We start from the raw sequence: 24,658 nt of genomic DNA on the forward strand, positions 1-24,658 counted from the left end.
CAACTTTATCGATCAGCTTAACTCAATGCTTAACTGAGCAGTAAATAGCAAACCGTTGTTTACAATACGCAGGTCATGTTTTTCGGGGTAAAGTATAGTAAGTCGCCGCCGCAGATTTTTAAGGCCGATGCCGCTGCTTTCAGGCTTAGTTGCTGATTGTATAAAGCTGTTGATCACAGTAAAATATAAAACGTTATTATCCGGATCAACCCTTAAACGTATCAATATGCTGGCATTTTCGTTGTCGTCAGTACCATGTTTAAAAGCGTTTTCAACAAGGGCTATCAGCAACATGGGGTCAATCATCCGGTCGCCGTAATTATCATTCAATTCGGTAGCTATTGAAACCTCATCGCCAAAACGCAGCATTTGCAGGTCGATGTAGCTTTTAAGATATTCAACCTCTTTAACCAAAAGCACCTTATTATCATCACTCTCATAAAGCATATAACGCATCAGTTGCGACAGGTTGATAATGGCCGGCTCCATTTGTTCAGACCGTTTGCGGGCCAGCGATGTAAGGTTATTAAGTATGTTGAACAAAAAATGCGGGTTGATCTGCGATCGTAACAGGCTTAATTCGGTACGTAAGTGCACCGTTTCACGCTCTTTAACAGCCTGCTGCCGTTTAGCATCATCAAGCAAAACAAGATAACAAAAGCTGCACAGCACCGCAATAAATGGTGATACTATGGGTATAAATGCCCCCGGGCCGCCGCCCCTTGGGCCAAAATGTTGCTGCCGGGGCATATTAGGGTCTGGCAGGCGTTGCGCACCGTTCTGCATATGCCGCATCATACCATTATCCGGCCCTGGCGGCTCGCTGCGTATAAAGTACCAGCATAACCAGTAAGCCGCCAGCAGCACCACAAGTGCCAACACATATATAAACCAGCCCTTACGCTGCAATAAGGGATATACGCCATAAGTGTGCAGGTAAAAAACCACAAGCAACAGGCTGTTAAGGATGAGTATATGCTTTATAAAATGATAGCGTATATCTTCCGGAACATTTGATGGCGAGGTAGCCAGCGGCAATGCCAGCAACAACACCCACACCAGCAAAGGCAGCACTTTATATATGCCGGGTTTTAACGTAATATTATTAGCCATGATCCAAATAAACCGATAATGAATTGCAGATGCTAACATACTCGACCAAAGGCAGCATTGTAGCGACGAACACGTTAAATAATGTTAAAACATCTGCTTATGTGCGCCAAACACATTTACTTTGATGCAACACTGAACTATTAACTATTGAGGTATGCGTTGTATAATTGTTGATGATGAGCCACTGGCGCTTGAACTGCTTGAGGATAATATAAAATATTTTGATGGCCTGCAGTTAGTGGCAAGCTGCCGATCGGCAGCGCAAGCCATGCAGGTAATGCACGAGCAGCAAATAGACCTTATTTTTTGCGATATACAAATGCCCGGCATTACCGGCCTGCAACTGGTAAAAAGCATGGTGCAAAAGCCTTTGGTAATATTTATTACCGCCTACAACCAATTTGCTGTTGATGGCTTTGAGCTTGATGTGGTTGACTATCTGCTAAAGCCCGTTCCATTAGAACGCTTTTTAAAGGCATGCAGCAAAGCCCAGGTCATTTTTGACCAGCAACGGCGCCTGGCAAATGATATTGCAGGCAAAAACCGCGACTACCTTTTTGTATATGCCGATTACAACCTGGTGCGTTTAAGCCATCACGAGATAACCTATATTGAAGGATTAAAGGATTATGTAAAACTATACCGTGAAGGACAGCCTAAACCTCTCCTGTCCCGTATGACCATTAAGGCGCTGGAAGAGCAATTACCTACTGATCAGTTTTACCGCACGCACAAGTCATTTATCATTAACCTTGATCATGTGCAATCTATACGTAAAGGGCGCATTAAGATAGGCACTGCCGAAGTTCCTTATAGCGACAATTATCGCGATGTTATTGGCAGAATGACAGGAAAAGCCGTTTAAACTGCGGCACAAGGGGCGTTTTCGTCTACAAATAAAGCTGCCTTATCTCATTTATTTTATAGTAGTACCGCTTAACCGCAACTTAGGGCATACCCTGTTAAGTTGATGAAGCAAAAACTATTATTAATTTCCGTTTTTTACGCCTTAGCCACCACTGTTGCCTACGGGCAGCAAACAACTAAGGATAAGCTAAAGAAAACCCGGATAGACCACTTCTTTACCTGCTCGTTGGACCAGTTTATGGACACCATTGCCCGCAGGCTTGATATTACCATTGTCTATGAGCGCGACTCGCTCGTTAAAATGGATGTTAACGAGCATTTCTTTAACGAATCCATGCAGGCGGTACTCAAACAGGTTTGTAATGAAAACGACCTGCAATACTGGATTGAGAATGACGGCACGGTATACATACTACAACAGCCGGATGACCTACCCCGCCTGCAGCAATTATACAAGCTGCAGCAAACAGCTCGCAACTTTAACCCCAAACGCATACCCGAAGCTAAACATGCGCCAAAGCACTTTATGTTTGCGCTTACGGGCAGGGTTACCGATCAAAAAACGGGCGAAGCCTTGCCCGGCGCTACGGTAAAAGTTCGTGGCACTGATATGGCCGGGCAAACCAATACCAGCGGCAATTTTACCATACTGAATATACCATCAGATACCTCGGTTGTCGAGGTAACCTTCGTGGGTTATCAGGCTGATTATTTCAGGCTTGACAGCGGTAGTGTTAAAAGGCCGGTAAGCTTTGGCCTGTTCCCGGCCATGAACAATACCATTAGCGAGGTAAGCATTACCGGGCGTAAAAAAGGGGTATTGAATACTGATAGCCGCAAAGTGAGCGTACTACAGCTTACCCCTGCCGCGCTTAACAAACTACCCAACATTGGCGAACGTGATATTATGCGCGCCTTTCAGTTGATGCCGGGTGTAAGCGCTACTAACGAATCATCATCCGGAGCGTATGTACGCGGCGGTACACCTGATCAAAACCTGGTGACCTTTGATGGCTTTACCGTTTACCAGGTTGACCACCTGTACGGCTTTTTCAGCGCCTTTAACAGCAATGCCGTACGCGATGTGGAATTGTACAAAGGCGGTTACTCGGCAAAATACGGCGGTCGCCTGTCCAGCGTTACCGAGATCCGTGGCAAGGATGGCAATAAAAAGGAAGCTAACATCGGCGGTGATCTGAGCTTGCTCAGCACAAACATATATGCCGAAACCCCTATCGGAGATAAATCATCGGCATTGGTGGCTTTCAGACGATCATACCAGGGACCGCTTTACGATAAGATTTTTGGACAGTTTAATACTTCAACTGCCAACAATGGCCCCGGAGGGAGTGGTGGCCCTACCGGCGGAGTGGGTGGAGGAATGGGAGGCGGACCGGGCGGGTTCGCCAACCAAACCACCCCATCATCATACTTTTATGATCTGAATGCCAAATACAATTATGCCATTAATGGCTCAAACACCATAAGCTGGAGTTTATATAACGGTGCCGACAAACTGGATAACAGCCGTGAAATGACGCTTCCCTCCTTCCAGACCTCAACAGGCGGAACGCTGAACATCAATGATGATACGCACTATGGCAATACAGGCACCAGCCTGAAATGGACAACATCTGCCGGAAAATTATTCGGCTCAACCGTGGCCAGCTACTCGGGCTTTTTCAGTGATCGTAACCGTGGCACTACCGGAACCATTACCGACAGCAATACAACCACAACCATAAACAATGGCATCCTCGAAAAAAATAAGCTGAGGGATTACAGCCTGAAATCTGACTGGGAATGGCAGATAGCCTCACCTTTAAAGCTTGACTTTGGTGGCTTTGCCACAAGGCAATCCATTGATTATACTTATGTTCAAAATGATACCACCACGCTTATTGACCAGCACAACAGCGGCACAACAGCAGGCGGTTTTGCTGAGCTGGAAATTGATCCGAGCGATAAACTGCATATTCAGCCGGGGTTCCGTACAACATACTTCTCGCCAACAGGCAAAATGTATTACGAGCCAAGGCTGTCATTAACCTACAAACTTACTGACAGGATTACGCTGAAAGGCGCTACGGGCCGCTACTACCAGTTTACCAGCAAGGTAACGCGTGAGGATGTTGCGGGCGGCGACCGTAACTTTTGGGTATTGGCCGATGATAAAAACATCCCGGTAGGTAAGGCCGACCATTTTATTGCAGGAATTGGCTATGAAACCAACAACTGGCTTTTTGATGTTGAAGGTTATTATAAAAAACTTGATGGCTTGACCGAATACTCCATACGCCAGCAAGGCGGCGGCATGGGTATGGGTGGTCCGTTTGGCGGCGGCACTACAACTACTACCCTGACACAGAATTTTTACAACGGATCGGGCTATGCCAAAGGCCTTGAATTTTTGCTGCAGAAAAAAGCGGGCATGTACACCGGCTGGCTAAGCTATACCCTTGCCGAAGCTAAAAATAAATTTGAGAACTACGGTACCGACTATTTCCCGGCCAATCAGGACATTACCCACGAGTTTAAGGCCGTGAACATGTACCACTGGCAGCGATGGAGTTTCGCGGCAACCTTTATATTCAGCACAGGGCACCCGTATACCGCGCCGGTAGGCACTTACACCATCAACACGCTGGATGGCAACAAGATAAACTATCTGTCGGTTAGCAGTAAAAATGGCGAGCGCCTTCCCGCCTATCACCGTCTTGACCTCTCGGCCACTTACGACCTGTTACGTACCGATGGCAGTAAAAAAGGCAGCCTGGGCTTCTCATTCTTTAACGCTTACAACCACGTTAATACCTGGTATAACGAGTATTATATACGCAACAACCAGGTAATCACCACAGTGGTAAAATACCTGGGCTTCACCCCTAACGTAACGTTAAGCCTTAATCTTAAATAACATGAAATTCAAGCACATATACATACTCATCACTTTAATCAGCACAACCCTGTTCGGCTGTAAAAAGGAAGACAATACCGTAGTGGCCGACCGCGCGGTAGTAGTTGCCTACCTGATGCCGGGGCAGGCACCATCCGTTAAAATTTATCAGCAAAAAGCGTTTGATGACACCGCATCATATGGTGCTTTGGTAACGGGGCTAAATCTAACCCTTTACAATGGTGCTGATTCGGTATCAATGCAGGAAACAGCCACCGGTACCTATAATTACAGCAATACCGCCTACATTCAAACCGGAAAAACCTACAGCTTAAAATTCAGCTACAACAACGAAACCGTAACGGCTACTACCACTGTACCGATAAAAACTACAGGCTTTACGGCATCAGTAACAACCATTTTGGTACCCGTAGATGATGACTTTCCAAGTGCCGGCACTACAGATTCGGTTGCCGTGGTTTACCGGTGGAACAATCCTGATTCGCTGTACCATGTGCTGGTATTTAAAAACGACGAGCTATACCCTTTCATCCTGAGCGGCAGGCGCGGTAATGCCCAGGCAAACTTTACTATTAACGCCAAGCAGCAGGCCGGGTATGATCTGTATTACCGAACGCTTAACTACAAAGGCACTTATAAGGTGATACTGTTTACCGTTAATAAAGAATATAATGACGTTTTAAGCAGCAACGCCAACACCTCATCGCAACAGCTTACCAACCCGCCGGGCAACATTACCAACGGCTACGGCATATTCACCGCCATGCAGGCCGATACCCTACAATTAACAGTAAACCAGTAAATCACCATTATCATGAATAAGCATTTATATAAATTTTTATTATTTGCCGCTGTTTTAATAGCAGGCTGCGGTAAAAGCACACAGTATGACCTGCCTGCCATAACCACAGTACAGCCCATTTTTGAGGCAGCTACCGGTATTGTATGGACAGGTGGTAACGCACCGGGCGATGATTATTATATATCGGGCTATGGTGTATGCTGGAGTACTACAAACGCTATCCCTACTATAGCCGATTCAAGAACATCCGAAACGTTAAACAGGCTGGCATTTACCAGCACCATTGCCGACCTTGCCGCGGGTAGTACCTGTTACATCAGGGCGTATGCCTCAAACACCACGGGTACATCATACGGCGAGGTTTTCACGATGCAAATTCCTGAAAAAAGCGCTGTTAGTACGCAGGTTACTACCCTTGCGGGTAATTCAGCGGCAGGTTTTGTTGATGGTAACGGCGCATCAGCCTCGTTTAATTCCCCGATGGGTATCTGGGCGGATCAAAACGGGAACATTTATGTGGCGGATTCATTTAACAGCGCTATCCGTAAGGTTACATCAGCCGGAGAAGTATCAACCGTTACCGGTAAGGGATATATTGGTTATGTTGACGGCAGTTTAACTGATGCACAGTTTTACGCCTGCTCGGGCATAACGGGCAACAACAACGGTACATTTTACGTGGCCGATCGCGGTAATAACATGATCAGGAAGATCAGCGGCGACGCAGTAACTACCTTCGCGGGTGTAGGCACCGCCGGAAGCGATGATGGCACAGGTACCGGCGCTACGCTAAATAGTCCGGCAAGCGTAGCCTTAGCGGCATCGGGTTACTTATTTGTTGCCGATAACGGGAACAGTCTGATCCGTAAAATATCGCCGGATGGCGTAGTTACCACCTTTGCAGGTAATTTAACAGCGGGTTATACCAACCGTACCGGTACCGATGCGGCCTTTAATAAACCCAATGCAATAGCAGTTGATGCCACGGGCAACGTTTACGTGGCGGAAGCAGCCAACCATGCTATCCGCAAAATTGACCCTGACGGCGTAGTAAGCACCGTAATAGGCAGTCCTGAAAATACCGCTATAGTGGGTAACCCTACAGGCTTGGCTGTTGATGCAAGCGGCAACTTATACATAAGCGATACTGCCGGGCGCATATTAAAGCTGGATACAGAACATGTGTTGACAGTGATAGCGGGCTCAACCACCGCAGGTTATACCGATGGCGGGGGTAGCGTAGCACTGTTTAATAATCCGCAAGGGTTAGCAACTGATGCCGCAGGTAATTTGTATGTGGCTGATTATGGCAACCATCGCATCCGTAAAATTACGTTTACGACTAATTGATTTTTTTTGATTGCAATACAGCAAGATACAATTAAAAAGGGCCTTATTTATGCTTTAATCACCATAAATAAGGCCTTTTTTATTAAGTTTGATGAGCTAACAAGCACAATTAATCATGCCTTCTGACGAATTGATCTCGCACATTCAAACTAAAGCAAATATTGTAAATGTTGTATCAGCGTATATCCCTTTACAGGATAGCCGTAAAGCCTTAAAGGGGCGTTGCCCATTTCACCCGGATACAAACGCTTCACTCATGGTATCGCAGGAGAAAAATACATTTAAATGCTTTGGCTGCGGTAAAGAGGGCGGCCCTATTGAGTTCTTAATGGCTGTTGAAGGTAAAAGCCGCACTGAAATTGCCGGCAGATTAGCCGTAAAACTTGGCCTGGTGCACGATATGCGTACGGCATAACCAAAATTTTACTTACCGCACATAAAATATTGGCTTGCTTTAGCTGTTTTTTAGTAAAATAGCAACCACTAAATACAGCATGCCCATGAATACTCCTGAAGAGAACTTCGCACAACTCGGCTTAACCCTTCCACCCGCCCCTGCCCCGCTTGGCGTTTACAAACCCTGCCTTGTAGATGGTAAATACCTGTATGTATCAGGCCACGGCACGGTGCAGCATGATGGCTCACTTATCATAGGCCGCATAGGTGATACCATTGATATGGAAAACGGCAAACTGGCCGCAAGGCAGGTGGGCCTGGCTATACTGGCAACCATAAAGGCCAACATTGGCAGCCTCGACAAAGTTAAGCGGGTTATTAAAGTGCTGGGCATGGTAAATTGTGTGCCCGAGTTTGAAAAACACCCTTACATTATAAACGGCTGCAGCGAATTATTTGCGCAGGTATGGGGTACCGAAAATGGCATAGGTGTGCGCAGCGCCGTGGGCTTTGGATCGCTGCCTGATAATATTCCGGTTGAAATTGAGGCGCTGTTTGAATTATTATAAACAGCTATGGAAGCTACATCATGGTACGCCATAACTGATATTAACAAGCTGGATACGCCTGCGCTGGTGGTATATCCCGACAGGGTAAAACACAACATTGAATTACTCAAGCAATTGGTTGGTGATACAGGCAGGTTAAGACCTCACCTCAAATCGCACAAAAGCGCTGATGCTTTGCGGCTGAACATGCAGGCGGGCATAACCAAATTTAAATGCGCCACCATTGCCGAAGCAGAAATGGCCGGGTTGTGCCTCGCACCGGATGTTTTGCTGGCCTATCAACCTGTTGGGCCAAAACTGGAGCGATTTGTTAACCTCATAAAATACTATCCGGAGACACATTATTCGTGCCTGGTTGACAGTGTAATTGCCGCAAAACACATTGCTGAGGCTGCATTTGCTAACAAACTGGTGATTGATGTTTATATTGATATAAATGTGGGTATGAACCGCACAGGCATTGCCGCCGGTGCCGATGCTATTGCTTTATACATTGCATGCAGCCAGATGAACGGTATTAACCTGCGCGGCCTGCACGCGTACGATGGCCATATCCACGATGCCGATATTGAGGTGCGGCGAGTACGGTGTGAAGCTGCTTTCGAGCCATTAAAAAAAATGATCGTACAGTTAAAAGCCCTGAACTATACACCACTTGTAATTGCCGGTGGTACGCCCACCCTGCCTGTACACCTGCAATGGAAAGAAGCCGAATGCAGCCCCGGTACTTATATTTACTGGGATGTGAACTACGAGCAATCATACCCCGAGCAACCATTTTTACCTGCCGCTTTACTGGTTACCCGGGTGGTATCGTTGCCTGATGAAACGAAGATCTGTGTTGATCTGGGTCATAAATCAATATCTGCCGAAAACCCATTGGATAAACGTGTGGTGTTTTTGAACGCGCCCGAACTTACGCCGGTTAGCCACAGCGAAGAGCACATGGTTTTGGAGGCAGGCATAGGCCATACCTACCAGCAGGGTGATGTATTGTACGGTTTGCCCTATCATATTTGCCCCGGCGTGGCGCTGTATGAACGTGCCATCACCATAGAAAATGGACACATAACGGGCGAATGGAAAACCACCGCGCGCGACCGTAAAATTAATTTTTAAGCTATGCTGATTGTAGATGCCCACCTTGACCTGAGCATGAACGCGCTGGAATGGAACCGCGACCTTACCCGCCCTGTTGCCGAGATCAACGCCCGCGAAGCAGGCCTTACCGATAAGCCCGACCGTGGCAAGGCGGTAGTATCATTGCCCGAATTGCGCAAAGGCAACATCGGCCTGGTGGTAGCAACCCAGATAGCACGGTATGTTGCACCTGGTAATACGCTGCCGGGCTGGCATTCGCCTGAGCAGGCATGGGCGCAAACACAGGGACAGTTGGCGTGGTACAGGGCGATGGAAGATGCCGGTGAAATGGTGCAGATACATAACCTGCAAACGCTTGAAGCGCATTTGAATGTATGGGCTGATGGATTTGATAACATTGAAAAACCTGTCGGTTATATTTTGAGTCTGGAGGGAGCGGATTCGATAATTACTATTGATCATCTGGAAAAAGCTTACAACTATGGCTTACGCGCTTTAGGCCCGGCACATTACGGCCCCGGCAGGTATGCGCAAGGTACAGATGCGACGGGCTATATGGGTGAGGCGGGGCGCGAGTTGCTGAAAGAGATGGAACGCCTGAACATTATTTTGGATGCAACCCACTTATGCGATGACAGCTTTTGGGAAGCGCTCGACAATTTTAACGGCCACGTATGGGCGAGCCATAACAACTGCCGTGCCCTGGTGAACCACAATCGCCAGTACAGTGACGATCAGATTAAAGCGCTGATCGAACGCGGCGCGGTGATTGGCGCGGCGCTGGATGCCTGGATGATGGTACCGGGATGGGTGCGCGGCGTATCTACTCCCGAAGGCACTAACTGTAACCTTGAAGCGATTATTGACCACATTGACCATATATGCCAGTTGGCGGGCAATACGCTTCATGTAGGTATTGGCTCAGATCTGGATGGAGCTTTTGGGCGTGAACAATGCCCTTATGATCTGCATACCATAACCGATTTAAACAAAATACCCGCGCTGCTTGGCAAACGCGGGTATAACAAAAACGACATTGAAAATATGATGCACGGCAACTGGCTGCGCTTTTTACGCAAAGCCTGGGCCTGAATGGGTTATGGTTTTACGGTAAAGCTGGCCGTCAAACTTTCGTCAGCCGAGTTGTTGCCGATACTCAGCGTATAAGTACCCGGATAGAGTTTCCATTTATTGGCTTTCAGATCCCACTTTTGCAGATCGCTTACCGGAATTTTAATGGTAGCCGTTTGCTGGCCGCCTTTGGCAACGCTAACACGCTTAAAGCCTTTTAATTCCTTTAACGGCATACGCTCGCCTTGTGGGTATTTGATATAGGCTTGCACCACTTCATCGCCATCCATAGCGCCGGTATTAGTTACATTAACTGACACGGTGATCGAATCCTTAGCGCCATAGCTTTTTTGTGGCTGCGTGTTCCAGTCAAACTTAAATGAGGTATAGCTCATACCAAAACCGAACGGATATTGCACCGGGCCGGTAAAATAGCGGTAAGTACGGCCTTTCATGTTATAATTATCATAAGCAGGCAGATCATTGATCGACTTGTAAAACGTCAAGGGCAAGTGGCCCGATGGTGAGTATTTACCGAATAATATATCGGCCAATGCGTTACCACCCTGCTCGCCCGGGTACCATGCCAGTATAATGGCATCAGCATAAGGCGCTATCTCGGCAATATCAACATCACTGCCTGATGTTACCACGGCGATTATAGGCTTGGTTACTTTTTTACGCAGCTCCTTTAAAAAAGCAATATTATCAACCGGAAGGCTCAAAGTTTTTTTATCACCGCCACTTTCAGATAAAAAGGCATCACCGGCCTCTCCCTCTAATACCGGGGTAAGCCCAACTACGGCCACGGTAACATCAGCATTTCCGGCCGCCCATATACCTCCAAAGTGCGTTGTGTCTTTATTGCCCGAACCCAGGTCATACTCCACACGTGTAGCCGGACCAACCGCGGCGGTTATACCCTCCACAAAGTTTACCATGCGGCTGCTTACGCCATGATAGTTGGCTACCAGCGCATCTAACGATGCCGCATTAGGGCCTACCACCATTATGCTTGAGTAATCCTGCTTGCTTAGCGGCAATATACTTTTTTCATTTTTTAGCAACACCATACTTTGTAGGGCAGCCTTGCGGGCAAGCGCTATATGGTAATCGTTATGCACGCTATCGGCACCGTAACCTGCATATGGCGATTTTGCCGGTTCATCATAAAAGCCAAGCTTGAACTGCGTACGTAAAACCTGCGAAAGCGATTGGTTCACCTCTTTCTCGGTAATCAGTTTCTTTTTGATAGCATTTTCAATATCACTCTGGAAAATGCTCGAACAATCCAAATTAGTACCTGCCTTAATAGCCGCCGCCGCTACGGATACCTTGTCGGGCAGTACCTTGTGGGTTAAGTATATATCGTCCAGCGCGCCGCAGTCAGTAACCACGTGGCCTTTAAAGCCCCACTCGCCGCGTAATATTTGAGTTATCAGTTTTTTGTTAGTTGATGTTGGCACACCGTTAACCCGGTTATAGGCCGTCATTACCGATTCGACACCGGAATCAACCAGTTTATGGAAAGCGTACAGGTAAGTTTCGCGCAGGTCTTTCTCATCTACTTTAGCATCAAAAAAATCGCGCTGTGCTTCCGGGCCGCTGTGTACGGCAAAGTGTTTGGCTGTCGCCGATGTTTTAAGGTGCGCCGGATCATTACCCTGCATCCCTTTAATGTAGGCACTGCCGATAGTACCGGTCAGGAATGGGTCCTCACCATAAGTTTCCTGCCCCCGGCCCCAGCGCGGGTCACGGAATATATTAATATTGGGCGACCAAAAGGTTAACCCCATATACATCAAACGCCTGTTTTGCGCTGTCGAAAGATTGTATTTAGCCCGTGCCTCGGTGGATATGGCACTTGCCACCTCATTCACCAGCCCATCATTAAATGTTGCAGCCATAGCAATAGCCTGCGGAAAAACAGTAGCCTCGCCCGCCCTGGCCACGCCATGCAAGCTCTCATTCCACCAGTTGTAGGCAGGTATGCCCAGGCGTTTAACCTCGGCGCTGCGATAACCCATCAGGGATGCCTTTTCGGGCAAAGTCAATTCAGAGATCAGGGCGTTCACCCTGCTGTTAACGGGCAAACTTTCATCACGAAACTTCGGCTTGTTTTGCCCTTTGCTGATAAAACTGCATGTACATGCCGCGGCTAACAGTATGTACTTAATGTTTGGCTTAATTGTCATAGCTTAAAAAATTATGCAATCGGTTGCATTGAGAATTACAAGAATATTAATTAATTTCGAAAATCAAATACATTTTAAAATTTTTATAAAAGTAAATGAGTTTTTATAAATATTTTAATTTGTTTTGAATAGCATTTTACTAATTTGGTACTATACTACAATTCTGATTAATGAATATCAAATCAATAATTACCTGTGTGGCATTAATGGCGGCAACCTTAACATCAACCGCCCAAACCAAACACACCTTTGCGCTTGGCGACAGCAGTTTTGTGCTGGATGGCAAACCTTTCCAGATGATCTCGGGCGAGATGCACTGCGCCCGTATACCTAAAGAATACTGGCGCGACCGTATGCGTATGGCCAAAGCCATGGGCCTTAATACTGTTGGTACCTACATTTTTTGGAACGCGCATGAGGAAAAACAGGGCAAGTATGATTTTAGCGGCAACAATAACATAGCCGAGTTTATAAAAACCGCGCAGCAGGAAGGCCTTTGGGTGGTATTACGCCCAAGTCCATATGCCTGTGCCGAATGGGAGTTTGGCGGTTATCCATCGTGGTTATTAAAGGATAGCACCGTTAAAGTTCGGAGTAAAGATCCACGCTTTATCGATGCCTACAAAAAGTACATCGCGCAATTAGCCAAGCAACTGGTTCCGCTGCAAATTACGCATGGGGGCAACATTGTGATGGTGCAGATAGAGAATGAGTATGGCTCATACAGTGATGATAAAAGCTACATGGACCTTAACCGCAAGATATTCAGGGAAGCAGGTTTTGACGGCATCCTGTTTACCTGCGATGGTGCCGACCAAATGCCCAAAGGTTACCTGCCGGGCTATCTGCCTGCAGTAAATGGCCTGGATGACCCTGCGGCGGTAAAGCAACTCATCAATAAATACCATAATAACAAAGGCCCGTATTATATAGCCGAGTGGTACCCGGGTTGGTTTGACCATTGGGGCGAAAAACATGCCCATACCGATGCTGCTGCCGATGCAGCCAAACTGGAGAAGATATTAGCGGCAGGCATATCCATCAATATGTATATGTTTCATGGTGGTACAACACGCGGCTTTATGAATGGCGCCAACATGAACCGTACCGAGCCTTACGCCCCGCACGTATCAAGCTATGATTATGATGCACCGCTGGATGAATCAGGCAACCCGACGGAAAAGTTCATCAAATTCCGTGAGGTGATCGCCAAACATTTGCCTGCGGGTAAACAACTGCCGCCTGTACCGGCTAAAAAAGCGGTGATGGCCATTAATGATATTAAACTGACCGCCTACAGCAGCGTATTTGATAACCTGCCGAAACCTGTTGAAGCTCAAAAAACCATGACCTTTGAGGCGCTGGATCAGGCTTATGGTTTCCTGCTGTATCGTACCCAAATATCAAAAGGCGGTTTGTTAAAGCTGGATGCCCTGCGCGATTATGCCCAGGTATACATCAACGGTAAAAAAGTAGCCGTGCTTGACCGCCGGTTAAAACAGGATAGCGTATTGCTTAAAAATGTACCGGCAAACGCGGTGCTCGACATACTGACCGAGAACAACGGCCGCATAAACTATGGCCCCTACTTAACCGATAATACGCATGGCATTACCAAACAGGTTACACTTGCCGGCGAGGTGGTTAGCAACTGGAAAATGTACCGCCTGCCGTTTGAGAGCCTTGCCGGATTTAAATTTTCGGCCAAAAATATAAGCAATGATCTGCCTGCGCTGTACAAAGGCACATTTACGTTAGATAGCGTTGCCGATACTTATTTGGATATGCGTGGGTTTGGTAAAGGCTTTGTATTTTTAAACGGCCATAACCTGGGCAAGTACTGGAACATTGGCCCGCAACAAACCATTTATATACCATCGGTATGGCTTAAAAAAGGCAAAAATGATATATGCGTTTTTGATCAGTTAAAAAATGGTCATACAACTATCAGCTCGCTTAAAGCACCGATACTTGACCAAAACCCGGCAACCAAATAAATCAGCAGATAATGACATCCAGACAATCGAACTTATTACTCGCGCTTGGCATTACCCTGCTTGGTGTTTTAACAGGTGTTAACAGCGTAAAAGCCCAAACCACAACGCCTGATGTGAACCTTATACCCTACCCGCAATCGGTAGTTAAGGGTAACGGTGTATTCAGCATTAATAGCAAAACCAAAATAGCATTGCCTGCCGGTAAAAAATACTTACAGGAGGCCGAATTACTTAACGCGTTTATCACCAACGGATCGGGCAAGGCGCTTATTTATGGTGCGGCATCAACTAACATTATACAATTTATTACCGATAATACCATTACTGCCGATGAAGGCTATAAGCTGAACATCACCGCGCAAAAAGTAACCCTGTCAGCTAAAACCGCTGCTGGTATATTCAGAGGTGTTGAAACTTTGCGCCAGTTACTGCCCGAAAGCGTTGAACAAACCGGTAAAAGCGGTGCGCTAATATTGCCTGCTGTACAAATTGCGGACCAGCCTGCTTATGCCTGGCGTGGCATGCATCTGGATGTATCCCGTCACTTTTTTTCTGTTGATTATTTGAAAAAGTATATCGACCGCCTGGCCTTATACAAATTCAATAAGCTGCACCTGCATTTAACGGATGACCAGGGATGGCGTATCGAAATCAAGAAATATCCTAAGCTTACCGAATTTGGGGCATGGCGCACGTTTAACAACCAGGATTCGGCATGTATCGAAAAATCAAAGGATAACCCTGATTTCACCATCGACCCAAAACACATTATTAAGCGCGACGGCAAAACCCTTTACGGCGGCTTTTATACCCAGGCGCAAATGAAGGACGTGATTGCCTATGCCACCAAAAGGCATATCGACATCATTCCCGAAATTGATATGCCGGGGCACATGATGGCGGCGATTAATAACTACCCTTTCCTGTCGTGCACGGGCGGCAGCAAATGGGGCGAACTTTTTACTACCCCGATATGCCCATGTAATGAGAGCACTTATGAGTTTGCCGAGAATGTTTACAAGGAGATATTCGCCTTGTTCCCGAGCAAGTACATTCATATAGGCGGCGACGAGGTTGACCGTACCAGTTGGGGCGAATCAGAAGCCTGCAAAGCCATGATGGCCAAAGAAGGTATCAAAACCACTGCCGAACTGCAAAGCTATTTCATCAACCGGATGGAAAAATTCTTTAACAAGAATGGTAAAAAACTGATCGGCTGGGATGAGATACTGGAGGATGGCATCAGCCCGACCGCGGTGGTAATGTACTGGCGCAGTTGGGTGCCTAACGCGCCGATAAAGGCCGCTAAGAATGGCAATAAGGTGATCATGACACCAGGTAACCCGCTGTATTTTGATAATGACCCCGACCAAAACTCGGTTTACAATGTTTACAATTTCAACCCGATACCCGAGAAACTGAACAAGCAGGAAGCTGCAAACGTAATAGGTGCTCAAGCCAACTTGTGGAGCGAACGCATACCGACAGAGAACCGTGCGGACTATATGATATTTCCGCGTATGACAGCGCTTGCCGAAGTTTTATGGACAAATAAAAAGGATTACAAAAGCTATCAGCAACGTTTGCTGAAACAGTATCCACGCTTTGATGCATTAAAGATACACTACCGTTTACCTGATTTTACGGAGCTGGTTGAAAGTAATGTATTTACTGATGAAACCACGCTTAATATAAGCAAACCGCTACCGGGCCTAAAAATATTTTACAGTACTGATGGCTCGCTGCCTGCACAGCAATCAACTGAACTAACCGGCCCGTTAAAGATCACGCAATCGCAGAATATCCGGTTGGTGGCTTATACCGCATCAGGCGTTCGCGGCGATCTGTATAACCTGAAATATGTAAAGCAGCCTCTTGCCGAGCCGGTGAACAAAAAAGGTTTACAGGCGGGCTTAGCCGTACGTTACTTCCCGGCGTTTTATAAAAAGACTACGCTGATACCTGATACAGCTAAAAATCAGGCACTAACCGTTAGCACAGTTACCGTACCTAAAGAGGCTACCGCGCCAAGCTTCGGCCTGAAATACAGTGGCTATATTGATATCCCTACAGATGGGGTTTATACCTTTTATTTAACCTGCGATGATGGTGGTGTACTTAAAATAGCCGACCGCCTGGTGGTTGACAACGAAGCCATGCACTCGGCTATTGAAAAAAGCGGACAAGTAGCCCTTAAAAAAGGCTTGCAACCTTTTGAGCTTAACTTTTTAGAAGGTGGCGGCGGTTATGCCCTCAAACTGCTTTACACTAAAGATGGCTCAGCCCCTGCCGAAATACCGGCATCGTGGTTAAAACATTAATTAAACTTTTTTAGATCGATACACGAAATGAAAAAAATAGCCCTTGCCTCCCTCCTGTTACAAAGCGCTCTGGCTTTTGGTCAGCCAGCACCAAAGCCTTACGGCGTAACGCCATCGGCAGCACAGCTTAACTGGCATACGTTAGAAATGTATTGCATTATACATTATGGTGTTGATACTTATACCGATAAGGAATGGGGCTTTGGCGATGAAGACCCGAAACTCATTAACCCGGCAAAATTTGATGCCGCGCAGATTGTACAATCAGCTAAGGATGGCGGCTTTAAGGGCATTGTTATGGTAGCCAAACACCATGATGGCCTATGCCTGTGGCCTACTAAAACCACTGAGCATAACATCAGCAAAGCCGCCTGGAAAAATGGCAAGGGCGATATGGTGAAAGAATACCAAATGGCTTGTGAAAAACTGGGTATGCAACTGGGCCTATACTGCTCGCCGTGGGATAGGAATAACGCCTTTTACGGCAAGCCCGAATACCTGAAAATATACCAACAACAACTGCGCGAGTTATATAGCACTTACGGCAAGTTATTCATTTCATGGCATGATGGAGCCAATGGCGGCGACGGTTACTATGGCGGTGCCAACGAGGCACGCAAAATAGACCGCACCACCTATTACGACTGGCAGAATACCTGGGCCATTACCCGTAAAATGCAGCCCGGCGCTACCATATTTGGCGATGTTGGCCCTGATGTGCGCTGGGTAGGTAATGAGGAAGGCCACGCGGGCGAAACCAGTTGGGCAACCTATACGCCTAAAGCATCGCAACCCGGCAAACAACCTGCTAATGGCGAGGTGCTGTATGAATTAGGCATAGAGGGTACGCGCAACGGTAAATACTGGATGCCTGCGGAGTGTGATGTACCTTTCCGCCCGGGATGGTTTTACCATGCCAGTCAGGATGGTATGGCTAAATCACCTTACACTTTGCTTGATCTGTATTACAAAAGTGTTGGCCGCGGCGCGGCGTTGGATCTGGGTTTATCACCTAACCGTGATGGGGTGATAGATGCAGATGATGTGGCCAAGCTGAAAGCCTTTGGTGAATTACTGAAGCAAACATTCGCCGTTAACCTGGCTAAGGATGCTGCTATAACGGCGAGCAATATACGCGGCAAAAACAGCAAACTGTACGGCACTAAATTTCTTACAGACGCTGACCGTTTCTCCTACTGGGCAACGGATGATAAGGTTAACACCCCAACACTTACCCTGAGCTTTAAAAAGCCGGTTAGCTTTAACGTGATCCAACTGCGTGAGAATATTAAATTAGGGCAGCGTATTGAGGAAATTGCCGTTGATGCCTATCAAAACGGTGAGTGGAAACAGGTAGCTACGGCAACCAGCATCGGCTCAAAACGCTTGATACGCCTGCCGCAAAACATTACGGCAAGCAAGGTGAGGCTGCGTATTGTAAAATCGCCGGTAAGCATCGCGCTGAGCGATTTTGGCTTGTATAAAGAGCCTGTACATGTTACTGCTCCAATCATCAGTAAAACCAGCAGCGGCGAGGTTACCATCAGTACCGATGCGCCTGTTTCAAACATCTATTACACATTGGATGGCAGCACGCCAACCAAGGCATCAACCCCATACGGTAAACCTTTTGTACTGACTGACGGCGGGGCTGTTAAAGCTATAGCCATTGATGGCGATGTAACCAGCGAAGCCGCTAATGTAAAATTCAGCCTGAACAAGAAAGAATGGAAAATACTGAATGCTGCCAATAACGATGCCGCGCAAGCTATTGATGAAAACTACCGTTCGGTTTGGAGTACCTTGCAAAAGGATACTTCGGCAGCATTTAAACCAACTGAACTTGCTGTAGATATGGGTGAAGCGCAAATCATCAGCATATTTACCTATCTGCCCCGTCAGGACAAGAAAACCGAAGGTATTGTTGACCGCTATACCTTTTATGTGAGCGATAATGGTACCGACTGGAAAGAAGCTACCAAAGGCGAATTTTCAAACATCAAAGCCAACCCTGTTGAGCAGGAAGTGAAGTTGAATACACCAATAAAAGCGAGGTATTTTAAATTCCAGGCCGATCATGTGGTTAGCGGTAATGGCGTGGTGGTTGCCGAGGTTGGCGTACGCTCAAAATAATCTACCCGGAAATAATTACTGTTTTTTGTGCGCCGTGTACTGGTTTGGCATGCGGCGCGCAAATAAACCATAAGGCTAATAAAACGCCATAACTTCCTCCCCTTTCAATCCACTCAAAAGCGGCGTATTGTGGGTATAAAAGCTCGGTAGCTACCTTCCATATAAAAAACACTAATAGCAATCTGCGGTTAGGTCGTAATAAGATAAACAACGCTGCTACTATTTCCACAACACCATTCACCAAAGCTACATTTTCAGCCTGGCGAAAGCCTAAAGCATTGTATTGAGCAATCAATCCCTTTTTATGCAGCAGGTTTAACCAGCCATGCCCGGTAAGCAGCAAAAACGCCGCTATGCGTAAAGCTAATTGCACCATTTTAAGACGATCGATACTTACTGATACCGGCTGTTTCATCTTACTGAATAAAGATTTAACAGACGGCTCAAATCCACACAATAGTAATAAAGCCAATGGCGCTCCGTAATTACCGGCACGTTCAATCATTTCGGCAATGGGCTCGCCGGATAATGGGCGCATGGATGCCGTGATTAATCCCCAGATCACCAGCCATAATGTAATAGCCCGTGTTGGATAGACCAGGATGCTAATGCCCATTAAAATATCAATGGTACCAACAACCGGCATCAGCTTATAGGCCATCACCTCGCCAATACCGACAACGGCAAAGTAATTACACCAGATGGGTTTGGTAATAATGCCAAATGCGCCGTGGCCAATAAAACACATGGCTACGGCGCATTGCAGTATAATATATACCGGCTTTACAGTGCCGGTATTTAAAGTACGGTTAAACAGAATTGCCTTGAGCGGCATCATCTCATCAATTAGTTTACTTTATGGAATACGGGCGATCAGCCGCTTTTGTACTCCATTTAAGGTTGGGTTTGTTGCCCATTACAAAAACCAGCTCGCCGCCCTTCATTAATTCGGTATGGCTAATATAAGCTTTTGTGTATGGTTTTCCGTTTAAAGTAACGCTCTGAATGTATTTATTTTCATCGCTGTTATTACGTGCGGTAAGTTTAAACTTCTTGCCCTCCGGCAGGTTGATTACCGCCTCGTTAAACAACGGACTACCAAACACATAGTTGCCGTTAGCCGGATTAACCGGGTAAAAGCCTAATGATGATAAAACATACCATGCCGACATTTGGCCAACATCCTCGTTACCGATAATGCCATCAGGCTTGGTGGTATAAAAATCTTTCATGATGTAACGTACCTTTTCGGCAGTTTTCCACGGCTGGCCGGCATAGGTATACAGGTAAGTAATGTGGTGACTTGGCTCGTTACCATGCGCATACTGGCCTATCAAGCCCGAAATATCATTTGAAGCTTCGGCACCCATATCGCCTTTGGCTACAAAAAAGGCATCCAGCTTGGTTGTGAACTTTTTATCGCCACCTAATAGTTTTATCAATCCTTCCACATCCTGCGGAACCAGCCATTGGTATTGCCAGGCATTTCCTTCTGTGTAATCGCCACGCTCGTGTATGGAGCGGAAAGGATCAAAAGGTTCTCTAAACTTACCATCCGAAAGTTTTGCACGAAAGAACCCGGTTTTGCTGTCGAAGTAGTTTTTGTAGTAATTACCGCGTTTCATAAAATATTCGTAATCGGCCATGTTACCCATCTTCTTCGCCATCTGCGCCGCGCTCCAATCAGCCAAAGCGTACTCCAAGCCCATTGATACCGATTCGGCAGTGCTATCAGCAGGCACATAACCTAATGATTTAACGAACTTGATTCCACGCTCATCGCCCATTGCGGTAGCTTTTACAGCCTCCCAGGCCAGCTTTTCGTCAAAGCCTTTGTAGCCTTTAAGGTAAGCGTCAACCACCACAGGTATAGCACTGTAACCCACCATACAGTTGGTTTCATTAGCCATAAGGTGCCATACAGGCAGTTTGCCCTGTTGCTTGTAAATGGCCAGCATTGTGTTCACCATATCGCTAACACGCTCGGGGTGCAGCAAAGTATACATTGGGTCGGCAGCGCGATAGGTATCCCATAACGAGAAGGTGGTCAGGTTATTGAAACCCTCATTTTTATGCACCTTTTTATCGGTACCCCAATAATCGCCGTTAACATCATTAAATGTTGATGGCGCTATCATGGTATGATACATGGCCGTGTAAAAAACTTTCTTCTTATCCTCGTCAGGAGTAGTAATGGCTACCTTGTTCAATGCCTTATCCCACGCGGCGTAAGCCCTGGTTACGGTACCATTAAAATCCCAGCCCGGCAGTTCGGTTTTTATGTTAAGCGCGGCATTTTCTGCGCTTACCGGAGAGATACCTAATTTAACATAAACCTTTTCGCCTTCTTTGGTTGCAAAAGTCACCACACCTTTAGCTCTCTCAGCTTCAATAGATGTACCGGTTTTAACGGTTGTGCTATCGTAAACGGTTAATGTTTTTACAGGTTTTGACAGGATCATGGTGAAATAGATCCGCTGATCCTGCGCCCAGCCTTCAGAGTAGCGATAACCGTTGATAGTGGTATCGTTCACTAATGTTAGTGATGTTTTCATTGGCCTGTCCCAGCCTATACCCTGCTGCAGGTCGATCACGATGTGCGATTGATCGTTTTTAGGGAAGGTATATTCGTGAAAACCTACGCGAGTTGTAGTAGTTAATTTAACACCAATATTATAACGATTTAGCTTTACAGCATAATAACCGGCATGGGCTGTTTCTGACGAACGGTTAAATGTAGATATAAAACCCGATTCCGGATTTTCAACGCTGCCTTTGGCAACCTTGATAGGGCCTGTGGTTGGCATCAGGGCTATATCACCCAGATCGCCAATACCGGTACCACTGAGATGGGTATGGCTAAAGCCCACAATGGTGGTATCGCTAATGTGATACCCCGAGCACCAATCCCAACCTTCGGATATATTTACAGGACCTAACTGTACCGCGCCAAAGGGTACGTTTGCCCCCATAAACACGTGACCGTGAAAACCCGTACCAATATACGGATCAACATATTTTGAAAGGCCCGTTGGTTTGCCCTGCCCATACACTCCACCGCATATGGCTGCCAAGGCAAACAGCGAGAAAATACTTTTTTTCATTTGTTTTTATTTATAGGCTATTAAATAGCCCGCCAATTTAGCCCTAATTTTTAATTAACGCCGATGTTTGTTTCCTTTAAATTCCAACCGCTAACAGTTACTGCCGGTGTGGCGGTATGCAATTTGGGGTCGTAATCAATAGTAACCGTTTTGCTGGTGCCCGGTAATACCGATACATAGTTATCATTATAAAAAACCGGCAACATACGCTCTTTAGTATTGCTGTTTACTAATGATACACGGTTAAAGAACGCCAGCGGCGCGTTAGCCGGATTAGTTAATGTTACCTGTACCTTGCCATTAGCAACCTTTTTAGCTGTAGCGGTTACTTTTGAGGCAGCCATACGCTGTAATCCTGAATATTCTCCCTTTGCATCAGCTACCCAATAAATATTCTCGCTGATTATTTTTTGCGTATGATCCTGCAGTTGCAATACCAGGAACGCGCCTTTATCCTTAGCCACCGCGTCAAGTTCCTTTTTTACTGACAGGTACCTTTTGGTAGTCGTAGGCGTAACATCGGCAAACACCTGGGTTATCGGGGTTTCCTTGCCATCCAAATCAAGTATCTTGGCCACGATCATCAGGTTGGTATGCGTTTTAAAAGTATTGTTGGCTACCATCACCATACCATCACCCGGGTTGTACATAATGTGCAGAGGCTGGCTACCGTTAGTCAGGCCGTATAAACAAGCGTTAGGGTCAAGGTAATAATCGTACATCTGGCCGCGCATGGCTGTCCATGGGTTTTGTGTTTTCCAGATGATAACACCGGTATACCAATCCCACATGTGCGAGCTAAAGCCCTCCATCAGCGCACGGTACTGATCGTAGTTCACCAACTGGGCTTTCTCGGCAAAATCCTCGGCATCCTTTGGTTTGCCATATTTATCTATCGACCAATCGTAACCAATATATTTATGGTAATCCCAAACCGAATCAACCTTTGATTTACCGGTTGATGCATCAAACTCAGGGAAAACCATATTCTCTTTAGGGATGAACCTTTTTAACGATGTGTAATCGCTCACACCTACCGAGCCAACCTCTGAATTGAAAGGGAAAGTTTTAAAATCCCAAAAAACAGATAGCTGCTGAATGCCGTAAGGGCCATCGCCATTACCACCCAATACATTGCGCGACATTAACTCGGAGTTTGAGTATGACACGAACCAACGGGTTGGATCAAGCTTTGGGAATACCGTATCCTGCAAAGCAGCCAGGATGTCCTGCGGAGGAGTGATCTCGTTACCGCCACACCATAAGGCCAGCGATGGGTAGTTGCGCACCATCTTTACCTGGTCAGACACTGAACGCATGTACAGGTCATGATCATCCGGATATTTACGGCGCGTCCACTGGTCTTCGGCCTTCATCGGGTCAACCCAACGGCCATTACAATCGCCTGATCCCCACAGATCCTGGAATACCAGTAAGCCATATTTATCGCAAGCCTTGTAAAACTCAGGGCGCTCAACAATAGCGCCGCCCCAGATACGGATGAGGTTCAGGTTCATATCATGATGATAACGAACCTCGGCATCGTAGCGCATGTCCGAAAAACGCAGCATCGCGTCGGATATGATCCAATTACCGCCTTTGATGAATATCTTTTGGCCGTTCACGTTAACCTGGCGGCTCTCGGTCTTTTCGTTCCAGTTGGTGGTGATCTGCCTAACCCCTACCTCAACATCTTCTTTTGATGATACCTTGTTATCGGCAGTTAAAAACTCAACACGCAGGTTGTACAGGTTTTGCTCGCCGTAACCATTAGGCCACCATAGTCTCGGGTTTTTAAGCACATAATCATCCAACTGAACATCAAGTGATGATGATGGCTTTAGGGTGATTTTTTTTGAAACCGTAACGCCTGCAATGGTATAACGCAGGGTACCGGTTACCGCCTGCGCGGTTGGATTTTGGACAGTAGCAGCTACCTTAATTGTAGCCGGGGCTTGCAGGCCTTCAGGCTGGCGCACACCCGGAACCAAAGTAATTACATGCGGATTGAGCACAGCGACAGCACCGGTTTTTTCAATGATCACCTTATCCCATATACCTGTGTTGCGGTCGCGGGTGGGTTGAATCCAATCCCAACCGGCAGTGTATTGCAGGCCCACGCCTTTGGCAATGGTGCCATCGCCGCCCTGGCCGCCGTTAGGATTGCCCACCACATCTGGCGGGTGAACAATAACAGCCAAACGGTTGCTGCCATTTTTTGCCAGCCATTTGGTAATATTATAACGCTGACGCAAGAACATGCCCTGGTGCAGCCTGGCATTCAGTTTATGACCGTTCAAATAAATATCGGCGCTGTAATTAACACCGCGCAGGTTTAGGTAAACCTGGTTGCTGCCTTGCGGTGCGGCCTCCTTAAAATCCTTTATAAACCAGTAGGTATAGTAATCACGGCCTACCTTGTAAATATCAGGTATACGCTGGTTGTTCATGCCGTAAAACGGATCAGGAATTTGCTTGTTGTTAAGTTGAGTGGTTAAAACTGTACCCGGTACGGTAGCCTTTTCCCAACCTGACGTTGCAAATGACGCTTGGGACATCTTGACGCCATCAGCTTGTACAGTCGACGCTTTTTTGCATAACCAGCCCTGATTCAACTCATACGTAGTTTGTGCCTTCGCGGCAGGTAAGCTCAGGGCCATGAGTAAGCCTGAACCTAAACCGATCTGTGATTTTAAAATACTTTTTCTGTTGATCTTCAAAA

General features: G+C 46.6%; 16 protein-coding genes. 11 read left to right on the forward strand and 5 right to left on the reverse strand.

Annotated features, from left to right (window positions below):
• Positions 1–12 precede the first annotated feature (12 nt).
• Complete coding sequence (locus tag LJ707_RS04940) at positions 13–1,113, reverse strand: sensor histidine kinase (protein WP_228949685.1); 1,101 nt, start codon at positions 1,111–1,113, stop codon at positions 13–15.
• Between the two features lie 154 nt (positions 1,114–1,267).
• On the opposite strand from LJ707_RS04940, the gene LJ707_RS04945 reads away from it, so the two are divergent.
• From LJ707_RS04945 to LJ707_RS04980, 8 genes are all read left to right on the forward strand, one after another.
• Positions 1,268–1,978, forward strand: a complete 711-nt coding sequence (locus tag LJ707_RS04945; RefSeq protein WP_228949686.1) for a LytTR family DNA-binding domain-containing protein — start codon at positions 1,268–1,270, stop codon at positions 1,976–1,978.
• A gap of 105 nt (positions 1,979–2,083) precedes the next feature.
• Positions 2,084–4,897: a TonB-dependent receptor domain-containing protein gene (locus tag LJ707_RS04950; RefSeq protein WP_228949687.1), complete on the forward strand. Its 2,814-nt coding sequence runs from the start codon at positions 2,084–2,086 to the stop codon at positions 4,895–4,897.
• Between the two features lies 1 nt (position 4,898).
• Positions 4,899–5,699 carry a DUF4249 family protein gene (locus LJ707_RS04955; protein WP_228949688.1) on the forward strand — a complete coding sequence of 267 codons (801 nt, stop codon included), beginning with the start codon at positions 4,899–4,901 and terminating at the stop codon, positions 5,697–5,699.
• A 12-nt stretch (positions 5,700–5,711) separates the two neighbouring features.
• Positions 5,712–7,049, forward strand: a complete 1,338-nt coding sequence (locus LJ707_RS04960; RefSeq protein ID WP_228949689.1) for an NHL repeat-containing protein — start codon at positions 5,712–5,714, stop codon at positions 7,047–7,049.
• A gap of 115 nt (positions 7,050–7,164) precedes the next feature.
• Positions 7,165–7,464 carry a CHC2 zinc finger domain-containing protein gene (locus LJ707_RS04965; protein WP_228949690.1) on the forward strand — a complete coding sequence of 100 codons (300 nt, stop codon included), beginning with the start codon at positions 7,165–7,167 and terminating at the stop codon, positions 7,462–7,464.
• 85 nt (positions 7,465–7,549) lie between these two features.
• Positions 7,550–8,014 (forward strand): RidA family protein, encoded by a 465-nt coding sequence (locus tag LJ707_RS04970; RefSeq protein WP_228949691.1) that lies wholly within the window; start codon positions 7,550–7,552, stop codon positions 8,012–8,014.
• A 6-nt stretch (positions 8,015–8,020) separates the two neighbouring features.
• Positions 8,021–9,133, forward strand: a complete 1,113-nt coding sequence (locus LJ707_RS04975) for a D-TA family PLP-dependent enzyme (protein ID WP_228949692.1) — start codon at positions 8,021–8,023, stop codon at positions 9,131–9,133.
• Between the two features lie 3 nt (positions 9,134–9,136).
• Entirely contained in the window at positions 9,137–10,207 is a 1,071-nt protein-coding gene (locus tag LJ707_RS04980; RefSeq protein ID WP_228949693.1) for a dipeptidase, read from the forward strand.
• Positions 10,208–10,212: 5 nt separating this feature from the next.
• On the opposite strand, the gene LJ707_RS04985 is transcribed toward LJ707_RS04980, so the two are convergent.
• Positions 10,213–12,381 (reverse strand): glycoside hydrolase family 3 N-terminal domain-containing protein, encoded by a 2,169-nt coding sequence (locus tag LJ707_RS04985; RefSeq protein WP_228949694.1) that lies wholly within the window; start codon positions 12,379–12,381, stop codon positions 10,213–10,215.
• Positions 12,382–12,551: 170 nt separating this feature from the next.
• Between LJ707_RS04985 and LJ707_RS04990 the strand changes: the two genes are divergently transcribed.
• The 3 genes from LJ707_RS04990 to LJ707_RS05000 are packed head-to-tail and all read left to right on the forward strand — an operon-like array spanning position 12,552 to position 18,832.
• A complete protein-coding gene (locus tag LJ707_RS04990) occupies positions 12,552–14,378 on the forward strand; it encodes a beta-galactosidase family protein (protein WP_228949695.1) in 1,827 nt (608 codons plus the stop codon).
• Between the two features lie 11 nt (positions 14,379–14,389).
• Entirely contained in the window at positions 14,390–16,699 is a 2,310-nt protein-coding gene (locus LJ707_RS04995) for a family 20 glycosylhydrolase (protein ID WP_228949696.1), read from the forward strand.
• A 27-nt stretch (positions 16,700–16,726) separates the two neighbouring features.
• Positions 16,727–18,832 carry an alpha-L-fucosidase gene (locus tag LJ707_RS05000; RefSeq protein WP_228949697.1) on the forward strand — a complete coding sequence of 702 codons (2,106 nt, stop codon included), beginning with the start codon at positions 16,727–16,729 and terminating at the stop codon, positions 18,830–18,832.
• 1 nt (position 18,833) lies between these two features.
• On the opposite strand, the gene LJ707_RS05005 is transcribed toward LJ707_RS05000, so the two are convergent.
• Genes LJ707_RS05005 through LJ707_RS05015 form a run of 3 tightly spaced genes read right to left on the reverse strand, consistent with a single transcriptional unit; the run spans position 18,834 to position 24,656 of the window.
• Entirely contained in the window at positions 18,834–19,670 is an 837-nt protein-coding gene (locus tag LJ707_RS05005; RefSeq protein ID WP_228949698.1) for a hypothetical protein, read from the reverse strand.
• Positions 19,671–19,683: 13 nt separating this feature from the next.
• Positions 19,684–21,936 (reverse strand): GH92 family glycosyl hydrolase, encoded by a 2,253-nt coding sequence (locus LJ707_RS05010; protein WP_228949699.1) that lies wholly within the window; start codon positions 21,934–21,936, stop codon positions 19,684–19,686.
• Between the two features lie 50 nt (positions 21,937–21,986).
• The gene (locus LJ707_RS05015; protein WP_228949700.1) at positions 21,987–24,656 is read right to left on the reverse strand and encodes a glycoside hydrolase family 2 TIM barrel-domain containing protein; all 2,670 of its coding nucleotides are present in this window, start codon (positions 24,654–24,656) and stop codon (positions 21,987–21,989) included.
• Positions 24,657–24,658: the final 2 nt, after the last annotated feature.

The sequence above is a fragment of the Mucilaginibacter sp. UR6-1 genome (assembly GCF_020880975.1).
GTDB lineage: Bacteria > Bacteroidota > Bacteroidia > Sphingobacteriales > Sphingobacteriaceae > Mucilaginibacter.